Origin of the sequence: Hydrogenophaga sp. (genome assembly GCF_050182545.1) — a bacterium.
Taxonomy (GTDB): domain Bacteria; phylum Pseudomonadota; class Gammaproteobacteria; order Burkholderiales; family Burkholderiaceae_C; genus Hydrogenophaga.
Genome location: NZ_JBFXCD010000011.1, coordinates 107,621 through 118,680 on the forward strand (window position 1 = coordinate 107,621; position 11,060 = coordinate 118,680).

Consider the following 11,060-nt stretch of genomic DNA (forward strand, 5'->3'; position numbering starts at 1 on the left):
CCTCCTCGAATCATCAACCCAGCGATACGGCGAGCTTGGCGAGTGGGCGCTGTCAGCCGGATGAACGCCTTCATGGCGCGGAAATGGTAGAGCGTGTACGAGTCTTTCTACGGTCTTCGCGAGAAGCCCTTTTCCATCCAGCCGGACCCGGACTTTCTTTACATGGGCAAGCGCCATTCGCTGGCCTATACCATGCTGGAGTATGCGATCCACAACCGGGCCGGTTTCACGGTGATTTGTGGAGAAATCGGTTGTGGCAAGACAACGCTGATCCGTCGTCTGCTGAACGAACTGGGCAGCGAGGTCAAGGTTGGACTGGTGACCAATACGCACCCCGACCTTGCCGATCTCACCGAGTGGATCATGCTGGCGTTTGGCCAACCCTACGAAGGCCTTTCTCCTATTGCGCGGTACGACGCCTTTCAGCGCTTCCTGATCAGCGAGTACAGCAAAAACAACCGGGTGGTGCTCATCGTCGACGAAGCCCAGAACATCAACCCGGCGGCAATGGAGTCGCTGCGCATGCTCTCCAACATCAACGCGGACAAGGACCAGCTCCTGCAAGTGGTACTCGTCGGCCAACCCCAGTTGCGCAACTTGCTCCAACGCCCTGAGTTGCAGCAATTCGCTCAGCGAGTGGCGGCCGACTTCTACATTTCACCCCTGAATTCCGTGGAAGTCGGAGACTACATCGATCACCGGTTGAAGGTGGCCGGCCGGGAACGCCAGCTGTTCACGCCGTTGGCCACCGCCAAGATCGCCAAGGCCGCCCATGGCATTCCGCGCAGCATCAACATTCTTTGCGATACCACCCTGGTGTATGGGTTTGCCGCCGAAGCGCGGTTGATCGATGTTCACCTTGTCGACGAAGTCCTGAACGACCGCAGCCAGTATGGTGTTCTGGGCGACACCAACTTCAGAAACAGCAAGTCTGGGGACAGTCAGTTTGGAGACAGCAACTTTTCGACGCCACAGGAACCCCCAAAAGCGTGACCGAGCACACACCGTTGCCACATATGGTCGAGTCATAATTACTTACCCGTGGGGGAGGTATATACCGGGTAACGTACCTGCGAGAACAGTGTGAACACACGATCAGACGCATCGAACGACATCGCCATCGTCGGCATGTCGGCGCACCTGCCGGGTGCACTCAACCCATCCGCCTATTGGTCCAATCTGCGCCAGGGCATTGAATCCATCCGCCGCCTCACAGAGGACGAGCTGCTGGCTGCCGGTGAGCGCCCCGAGCGCATGCGTCACCGCAACTACGTTCCAGCCGCCGCGGTGCTGGACGGTTTCGAGCAGTTCGATGCCGACTTCTTCGGGTTCAGCCCCAAGGAAGCGGCCATCATGGACCCCCAGCACCGGCAGTTCCTTGAAGTGGCCTGGGAGGCCCTGGAGAGCGCAGGCCACCCGCCGGAATCGTTTCCGGGTGCGATCGCCGTCTACGCCGGTTGCGGCATGGGCAGCTACTTCTACTTCAACATCTGCTCCAACCCCGATCTGGTGGCCAGCACAGGGATGTTCCTGCTGCGCCACACCGGCAACGACAAGGACTTTCTGTCCACCCGCGTCAGCCACATCTTTGACCTCAAGGGTCCCAGCGTCAACATTCAGACGGCGTGTTCCACCTCTCTGGTGGCGGTGCACTACGCTTGCCAGGCCCTGCTGGGCGGCGAGTGCGACATGGCGCTGGCCGGCGGCGTGACCATCGAGCTGCCTCACGCGCGCGGCTACATATTCCAGGAAGGCGAGATTCTCTCGCCTGACGGGCACTGCCACGCCTTCGACCACCGGGCTGAAGGCACCGTGTTTGGCTCGGGTGCTGGTGTGGTGGTGTTGCGCCGCCTGGAGGACGCGCTGCGCGATGGCGACCACATCTGGGCCGTCATCAAGGGAACGGCTGTCAACAACGATGGCGCCGCCAAGGCGGGCTACCTTGCACCGAGCGTGGATGGCCAGGCCAAGGCGATCGCCGAGGCCCAGGCCGTGGCAGGGATATCGGCGGACACCATCGACTACGTGGAATGCCATGGCACCGGCACCTATCTGGGCGATCCTATCGAGGTGGCCGCACTGACCCAGGCGTTCCGGGAGACTACGCCAGAAAACGGGTTCTGCCGCATCGGTTCGGTCAAGACCAACATTGGCCACCTTGACTCCGCGGCGGGCGTGGCAAGCCTCATCAAGGTGGCGCTGGCGCTCAAGCACCGCGAGATCCCGCCCAGCCTGGGCTACGAGCGCCCCAACCCCTCCATCGACTTTGATGGCAGCCCGTTCCAGGTCAACCACACGCTGAGCCCGTGGGTCTCGCACAAAGGTCCTCGCCGCGCTGGCGTCAACTCGCTGGGGGTGGGCGGCACCAACGCGCACGCCGTCCTCGAAGAAGCGCCCGACGCGCCTTCAAGCGAACCTTCAGACTGGCCATTCCAGCTGCTGGTGGTCTCGGGTCGCTCTCGCACGGCGGTGGATGCGAACGCTAAGGCCCTGGCCTTACATCTGCGCGCCCATCCCGAGCAACCCCTGGCCGACGTGGCCTACACCCTCAAGCAGGGCCGCCGCGCATTCGAACACCGGCGGGTGCTGGTGGCCGAAACCCACGAGGAAGCTGCGACACTGCTGGAGGGCGCAGACACCCGCCGCGTGTTCACCCACAGCCACCTGGGCGACGACCCCGAGGTGGTGTTCATGTTCCCGGGCGGCGGCGCGCAGTACGCGGGCATGGCGCGCGAGCTTTATGCAACCGAGCCGGTGTTCCAGGACTGGATGGATCGCGGGTTGGAGGTTCTGCAACGACAACTGGACTACGACATCCGGTCCCTCTGGCTGCCCGAGGCCGGCCAGCACACCGAGGCGGTTGAGCGGCTCAAGCGTCCTTCGGTGCAGTTGCCGCTGATCATGATCGTGGAGTATGCGCTCGCGAAACTCTGGATCTCCTGGGGCGTGAAACCGGCGGCCCTGGTGGGTCACAGCATGGGTGAGAACACGGCAGCCTGCCTGGCCGGCGTGATGTCCTTCGAGGATTGCATTGGGCTGGTGTTGTTGCGCGGTCAGTTGTTCGACACCGTGCCCGTGGGAGGCATGCTCAGCGTGCCACTGCCCGCTGCAGAAGTACGCGGCCTGCTGGGCGATGAGCTGGACATGGCCAGTGTGAACGCGCCAGAGCTCTGCGTGGTCTCCGGGCCTCAGCACGCGCTGGACGAACTGGAAGCCAGCTTGCGTAAGCGCGAGATCGAACCGCAACGCATCCAGATCGACATCGCGGCACATTCGCGCATGCTCGAACCCATTCTGGGGCGCTTCGAGGCCTACCTGCGAAGCATCCGTTTGAGCGCTCCTGCGCTTCCCATCATCTCCAACCGCGATGGCAAGCCCCTGAGCGCGGCACAAGCCACCGACCCGATGTACTGGGTTGGGCACCTGCGCAACACCGTGCATTTCGCCGACTGCATGGACACCCTGAAGAGCGAAGGCCAGCGCGTGTACCTCGAAGTGGGGCCGGGCAAGGCGTTGGGTTCGCTGGCGCAGGCCAATGCCGTCCCTTCGAATCAGGTCATCAACTCGCTGCGCCACGCCGACCACGCCATTGCCGACGATGTGTGGTTCCTGGGCACGCTCGGTCGCCTGTGGGCCACCGGCGTTCCCATCGACTGGGAGCCGATCTGGGGCGAGGCGCGCCGCCACCGCATACCGCTGCCGACCTACGCCTTCCAGCGAAAGCCGTATTTCATCGAACCCGGCGAGGTCCGCCACGCGCCATCAGAACCGGTGCAACTGACGCGCACCGAAGAGGTGAACCAGTGGGGCTACCAGCCGCGCTGGCGCCCGCGTCAGGCAGGCGTGGACTTCGATGTAACCCAGGACCTGGCCTCCACACCCGCGCAAAGCTGGCTGGTGTTCATGGACGAGGCCGGCCTGACCGACGCGCTGGTGCAGCGCCTTCAATCAGCGGGGCACCGGGTCACGAAGGTGCGTGCGGGCGACGTATTTGCCCGCGTGAGCGAGCACGAATACCTGCTGGCCCCGGAACGCGGTCGCGAGGGCTACGACGAGTTGGCGCGCGACCTCATGGCCAATGGCCACCCTCCCCAGCAGATCGTGCACGCCTGGCAGGTCACCCGAGCGGAGCGTTTCCGTCCGGGCAGCAGCTTCTTCCATCGCAACATCGAACAAGGTTTCTTCAGTCTGCTGTTCCTGTCGCAGGCGCTGGCGGAGGAAAACCTGCCCAAGCCACTGCACATGACCGTGCTGAGCACGGGGGCCGTCCGCGTGCGGGATGAGGCCCTGCCCTACCCTGAAAAAGCAACCCTCATGGGGCCGGCCCGGGTGGCGCCGCGCGAGTTGCCTGGCCTGACCTGCACCGTGCTCGACGTGGTCCTCCCGGCGCTGGACAAAGGGTGGCGCGCCAAGCCACAGCCCGACGCCTGCGGTGATCTTGCAGATCGCGTGCTGGAGGATCTGTTTTCCCCACCCGGCAACCGCATCGCCGCGCTGCGTGGTGACAAGCGATACGAGCTGAGCCACGCCCCGCTGGCCTTGCCAGACACCGGGCAGATTCAGCAGTTGCCCGACAATGCGGTGTGCTTCATCACCGGTGGTCTGGGAGGCATCGGCCTGACGGTGGCCGAGCGCCTGGCGCGCGAAAAGCGCGCGCGCCTGGTCCTTCTGGCGCGACAAGCTTTGCCCGCACCGGACACATGGGATGCACTTGTGCGCGGCAGCGAGTCGCAAAGCGCGCAAGCGCAGCGCATCCTGGCGGTGCGCAGGCTTGAGGGCTTGGGTGCCGAGGTCCTGGTGGTTGCGGCCGACGTGTGCAACGTCAAGGACATGCAGGTTGCCGCAGAGCAAGCCCGCCAGCGATTCGGCCGCATCCACCTGGTGGTGCATGGTGCCGGCGTGGTGGATGACGGGCCGCTGCTCGCCAAGACATCCGGCGCGGTGGAAGAAGTCTTCGCACCCAAGGTGCACGGGGTGCAGATCCTGCACGAACTCTTCCCTGACGGCAGCATCGACCAATTGGTGTTGTTCTCCTCCACCAGCACGGTCACTGCACCGGCTGGCCAGGTGGACTATGTGGCCGCCAACGAATACCTCAATGCCTACGCGCAGAGCCGGGCGGGCGGGCGCACAAGGGTGCTGGCCATCGACTGGGGCATCTGGAACGAAGTGGGCATGGCCGCCAAGGCCATGGCCAGCCGCCTGGGTGCAGCCGCACCGGCGCCACGCCATCCCGCCAACAGCCCGCTGCTGGACGAGGCCACATTCGATGCCGCCGGGCACCGCCTCTTTACCGCCCAATGGCGCACCCAGGACCGCTGGATCCTGGACGGTCACCGCACTGCAAGCGGCCAGGCGCTGCTGCCAGGCACCGGCTATCTGGAGCTGGCCGCGCAGGCCTTGCGCGGCAACGGCGAAGAAGGCCCTTTCGCCATCCGCGATCTGTATTTCTTCCGCCCGCTTGAAGTCAACGATGGGCAAACCCGCGCCGTGCGGGTCAAGCTCGGTCGCAGCGACGAAGGCTATGCGCTGGAGGTGCGCAGCGATGTCATGTTCGAAGGGCGCCAGGGCTACCAGCTCAATGCCCAGGCCAGCCTGGTACCAGGCGCCCTGCCCGCGCCCGCCGCCATCGATACCGCCGCCCTGCTGGCGCGCTGCGCCCGCAACCGCGCGAACGATCCCGCCGGCCTTCGCTCGCCGCAGGAACAACACCTGAACTTCGGGCCGCGCTGGCGCGTGCTGCAGTCCGTGGCGTATGGCGAGGGCGAAGGCATCGCCCATCTGCAACTGCCCAGCGCGTTCCACGACGACCTGACGGAAGGCTATCTGCTGCACCCGGCGCTGCTGGATCTGGCCACTGGCTGGGCCATGAACCTGATCGCCGGCTACGCGCCCGATCACCTGTGGGTCCCGGTGTCGTACCGCGAAGTGCGGGTGCACCGTCCACTGCCCGCCCATGTCTGGAGCTGGGTCCGCAATGCCGGGGACGACCGCGCCGACGCACCGTTTGCGGTGTTCGACGTGAGCTTGTGCGACGCGCAGGGCGAGGTCTGCGTGGAGGTACATGGTTTCTCCATCAAGCGCCTGAGGGAAGGCGGCTTCGCGGCCTCGAGCAGCCGCCTCGACGCGCGCGAACTGGTGTTCGACGACACGGCGCGTGCCGACGCGCAGGCCCGCCTTTCCGCGGCCGAAGAGCAACTGCAACACAACATTTCTCTGGGCATCCGGCCAGCCGAGGGCGCCGACGCGTTTGGCCGAGCGCTGGCCACTGGCCTGCCCCAGGTCGTGGTGTCGTCGATCAACCTGGAGGCGCTCGTGCGTCAGGCGGACCAGTCCGTGGCGGCGGATGCGGGCTCGGGCCAGAAGTTCCAGCGCCCCGATCTCGACAGCGACTACGTGGAGCCGCGCAACGACGTGGAACGCACACTGGTGGGATTCTGGGAGGAGTTGCTGGGTGTGAACCAGGTCGGCGTCGAAGACAGTTTCTTCGACCTTGGAGGCCATTCGCTGATCGCGGTGCGTTTGTTCGCCATGGTCAAGAAGGCCTACCGGGTCGAGTTCCCGATTTCTGTGCTCTTCGAAGCGCCGACCATCGCGCTGTGCGCGGAAATGATCCGCGAGCGGATTGGCGACACCTCCACCGACGGCGCAGCGCCGACGGCCGACAAGGTCACAGCACCCAAGCGCCGCTTCACCCACCTGGTGGCCATGCACGACGGTGAAGGCGGCGAACGCGCGCCCTTCTTCCTGGTGGCCGGCATGTTCGGCAACGTGCTCAACCTGCGGCACCTGGCCCGCCTCATCGGCGTGGGACGCCCTTTCTACGGGCTGCAGGCACGCGGCCTCTACGGCGACCAGAGCCCGCATGAAACCCTGGTCGAGGCAGCCACCGACTACATCGCCGAAATGCGCCAGGTGCAGCCCCACGGGCCCTACCTGCTCGGTGGCTTCTCCGGCGGCGGCATCACGGCCTACGAGATCGCACGGCAGCTCGAAGCCGCTGGTGAGCAGATCGCCTTGCTGGTAATGCTCGACACGCCCCTGCCCGTCGGCCCGCCGCTGAGCCGCGTCGACAAGCTGATGATCAAGCTGGCTGAGGCGCGCCGCCATGGCCCGGGTTTTCTTTGGCAATGGGCGAAGCGCCGCCTGGAGTGGGAACTGCAGCGATTCCGTCACGGCGCCGACACGGGAGTCACGCACAGTCCGCACCAGTTGCACAACGCCGCCATCGAAGCGGCGTTCCGCAGCGCGCTGCCCCGCTACGAGGTGCATGGATGGAATGGCCCGGCGGTGCTGTTCCGTCCACCGCTGGACCGTCGCTGGAAGATCACCGGCGGGCGCTGGGTCAACAGCGACCGCGATGTCGTCTATGAAGACAACGACTGGACGCGCTACATGCCTGCGCTGCGAGTGATCGAGGTGCCAGGCGATCACGATTCCATGGTGCTTGAGCCCAACGTGCGTGTGCTCGCCAGCCACATCAAGGCCTGCATCGACGCCGCCGAATCCCCGAACGCGCGCCCATGAGCAACCCAAGAAACCCGAAGCTGCTCACCGCGCTGCTGAATTTCCGCACGGCGGACATGACGCTGCAGGCGCTGGAGGTGGCCGTGCGGGAGATGGAAGGCATTGACGGCGTGATCAACGTGGTCGACAACGCCTCCGGCGACGGCTCTTACGAAAAGATCCGTGACGCTGTGAAGGCGCGCGGCTGGGACCGGGTGCAAGTGATCGCCTCGGACCACAATGGTGGCTTCGGCGCTGGCAACAACATCGCGATCCGCCATGGCCTGCCCGATGGCACGGCACCCGATTTCGTGTACCTGCTTAATTCGGATGCGTTCCCCGAGCCAGGTGCGGTGCGCACACTGCTCGACCACATGGTCGGCCACCCCACGGTCGGTCTGGCGGGCAGCCGCATTCACGGCCAGGACGGCGCCCACCACCAGACCGCCTTCCGCTTTCCGACCATCCAGAGCGAGTTCGAGGGTGCAGCCCGCACCGGCCCCATCTCACGCCTGCTCAGGAACTACATCGTGGCATTGCCCCCACCTGAGCATACCCAGCCGGTGGACTGGGTGGCCGGGGCCAGCCTGATGATGCGGCGCGACATGCTCGACCAGATTGGCTTGTTCGATGAGCGCTTCTTCCTGTACTTCGAAGAAACCGACCTGTGCCTGCGCGCCCGACGTGCCGGGTGGAGCACGGTCTACGTGCTGGAGAGCCGCGTGATGCACATTGGCTCCGTCTCCACCGGCATGAAGGGCTGGAAGCGCACGCCAGGCTACTGGTTTGACTCGCGCCTGTGGTACTACACCAAGAGCCACGGCGCGTTCTACGCAGCCCTGGCCACGCTGTCTTTTGTCGCGGGCTCAGCGATCCTGCGAGCCCGGCGAATCCTTGGTAGGAAGCGCGTGGAAGGACCCGACCATTTCCTGAGCGACCTGGTGTCCCACGCGCTGCGCAACCTGTGGCCGCGCAAGCGCATGGGCAGCGCACACCGTTGACGCTTTCTCACGTTTTTTGGAGCAATACATGAGCGGTTTTTCCTGTGTGGTGATGGGCAACGAGTCCTTGCTGATCCAGTGTGCCGATCACGTGCTGCAAGGAGGGAACAGGATCGCGGCGGTGGTCACCCGCAACCCCGACATCCGGGCCTGGGCCGTGCACCAGGGCATTCCCGTGGAGGCACCCGGTGAAGGCCTGGGGGACAGGCTGGCCAGCGTCGAGTTCGATTGGCTGTTCAGCATCGCCAACCTGTCGGTCATTCCACAAGCCGTGCTGGACCGGGCAAAGCATGGGGCGATCAATTTCCACGACGGGCCTCTGCCGAAACACGCGGGCCTCAACGCCCCAGTGTGGGCCATTCTGCAGGGTGAAAAGCGCCATGGCGTGACCTGGCACATGATCGAGGGCGGTATCGACGAAGGCGACATCGTCAAGCAGAAGCTGTTTGACCTGGGGCCGAACGAAACGGCCCTGACCCTGAACACGCGCTGCTACGAAGCCGCCATGGAGAGTTTTGCCGAGCTGTTGGCCGACATGCGCGGCCCTGGTCTGAAGCGCGTGCCGCAGGACCTGAGCCAGCGCAGCTACCACGCACGGCTGGACCGGCCCGCCGCCGCCGCAAGGCTGGATTTCACACAGCCGGCCGAAGCGCTGGTGGCCCTGGTGGCCGCACTGGACCACGGCACGTACTGGAACCCGTTGTCCTGCCCCAAAGTGGAGACAGGTGGCCGGGTGCTGCTCGTCTCGCAGGCAACCATCGAGAGTGGGAGCGCCACTCCCGGTGAAGTGGTCGAAGCCACACCGGCCGGCTTGGTGGTAGGCACTGCAACGGCGCTGGTGCGCCTGACGGGTCTGCGCGACACACACGGTCAGCCTGTCTGCCCTTCGACCGTGGCCAGGACAGGGGACCGACTGCCGTTGCTGGACGCCGCCGTGGCACAGGCACTGACCGACGCGCTGGCACAGGTGGCCCCCGGTGAAGACGCCTGGCGCCGCTGCCTGCGCGCGCCCCAGGCCATCGATCTGCCCTCGGCCACAACCGCCTCCGGCCCGGCCGAGTGGCGCAAGACCGCCGTGCAGGTGCCCTCGGCGCTTGCCGGCGACCGCTTGCTGGCGGCGGCGGCCGCCTGGGTGGCCCGCATCAGTGGCAAGTCCGAATTCGATCTCGCGTACCGCGATGCGGCCACGCCGCAGGCGCCGGGCTACCTGTCCACCTGGGTGCCAATGCGTCTTTCCGCGGCGGGGGGCACGCCATTCTCCGCGTTCCACGAACAGTGCACCGAGGCCCTGGGCAAGGCGCGCCGACACCCGGCATTCGCGCTGGACCTTGTGGCACGCGACCCGGCCATCAAAAGCCTTTCCGCGCCCCAGATCGGACTGTCGCAGGCTGCTGAGTTCATCGAAGGCTGCGTTGTCACTGTGCAGCTAGGCGCGGATGGCCACCTGACGCTGTGGCACGACGCCACCAGGCTGCCCGACGAAGCCGCCGCGCAGCTCGTGCAGCGCCTGCAGAGTGTGCTGGAGGCGCTGGGTCAGGAACCGTCCTGGGCCACGCCCCTGGCGCGCCTGCCCATCCTGTCGCCGACCGAGCGTGCGCAGGTGCTCTACGGCTGGAACAACACGGCCTGCGACTATGAGCGCCACACTTGCGTGCACCAGTTCTTCGAGGCGCAGGTTCAGCGCACGCCACAGGCCACGGCCGTGGTCTTCGAAGGCACGGCGCTGACCTACGCCGAACTCAATGCCCGCGCCAACCGCGTGGCCCACCGCCTGCGCGGTTTGGGCGTGAGGCCCGGTACCCTGGTGGGGCTCTATGCGTCGCGCTCGCTGGAACTGCTGATCGGCGCGCTTGCGATCCAGAAGGCGGGGGGCGCCTATGTGCCACTGGACCCTGCCTATCCCGCCGACCGCGTAGCGCTCTACATCGAGGACAGCGGAGCGCCGGTGATCGTGTCGCAGTCAACCTTGGTGGCCTCCCTTCCCACCCACCAGGCACAGGTGCTGGTGATCGACCAGGACGCCCAGATCGCGGCCCAGCCGGACAGCAATCCGGACAGCGGGGTGCAATCGTCCGACATCGCCTACATGATCTACACCTCGGGTTCCACCGGACGCCCCAAAGGCGTGATGGTCGAGCACCGCAACGTCGCCAACTTCTTCCGCGGCATGGACGACCGCATCCGCCACGACCCACCCGGGGTGTGGCTGGCGGTCACCAGCCTGTCGTTCGACATTTCCGTGCTGGAGCTGTTCTATACCCTGGCGCGCGGCTTCAAGCTCGTGCTCTCCAGCGATGAGAACCGTGCGCTCGTGTCCAGCGGGCGCGCGCCCATCTCCGCGCAGAAGATGGACTTCAGCCTGTACTACTGGGGCAACGACGATGGCGCGGGGCCCAAGAAATACGAATTGCTCCTGGAAGGCGCCAAGTTCGCGGACCAGCACGGGTTCTGCGCTGTGTGGACGCCCGAACGTCACTTCCACGCGTTCGGGGGCCCGTACCCCAATCCCTCGGTCACCGGTGCGGCGGTGGCCGCCGTCACCCAGAGCATTGG

At 65.7% G+C, this 11,060-nt stretch carries 4 protein-coding genes; all 4 read left to right on the forward strand.

Annotation, left to right across the window (positions count from 1 at the left end):
• The first annotated feature begins 93 nt into the window (after positions 1-93).
• Positions 94-993: an ExeA family protein gene (locus tag AB7P10_RS13340; RefSeq protein ID WP_428294342.1), complete on the forward strand. Its 900-nt coding sequence runs from the start codon at positions 94-96 to the stop codon at positions 991-993.
• Positions 994-1,083: 90 nt separating this feature from the next.
• Positions 1,084-7,527, forward strand: a complete 6,444-nt coding sequence (locus AB7P10_RS13345) for a type I polyketide synthase (RefSeq protein WP_428294343.1) — start codon at positions 1,084-1,086, stop codon at positions 7,525-7,527.
• Positions 7,524-8,507, forward strand: coding sequence for a glycosyltransferase family 2 protein (locus tag AB7P10_RS13350; RefSeq protein WP_428294344.1), 984 nt, complete (start codon positions 7,524-7,526; stop codon positions 8,505-8,507). The genes AB7P10_RS13345 and AB7P10_RS13350 overlap by 4 nt, the downstream gene beginning before the upstream one ends.
• A gap of 28 nt (positions 8,508-8,535) precedes the next feature.
• Positions 8,536-11,060: LLM class flavin-dependent oxidoreductase (locus AB7P10_RS13355; protein ID WP_428294345.1), on the forward strand; the 2,525-nt coding region annotated here is incomplete at its 3' end.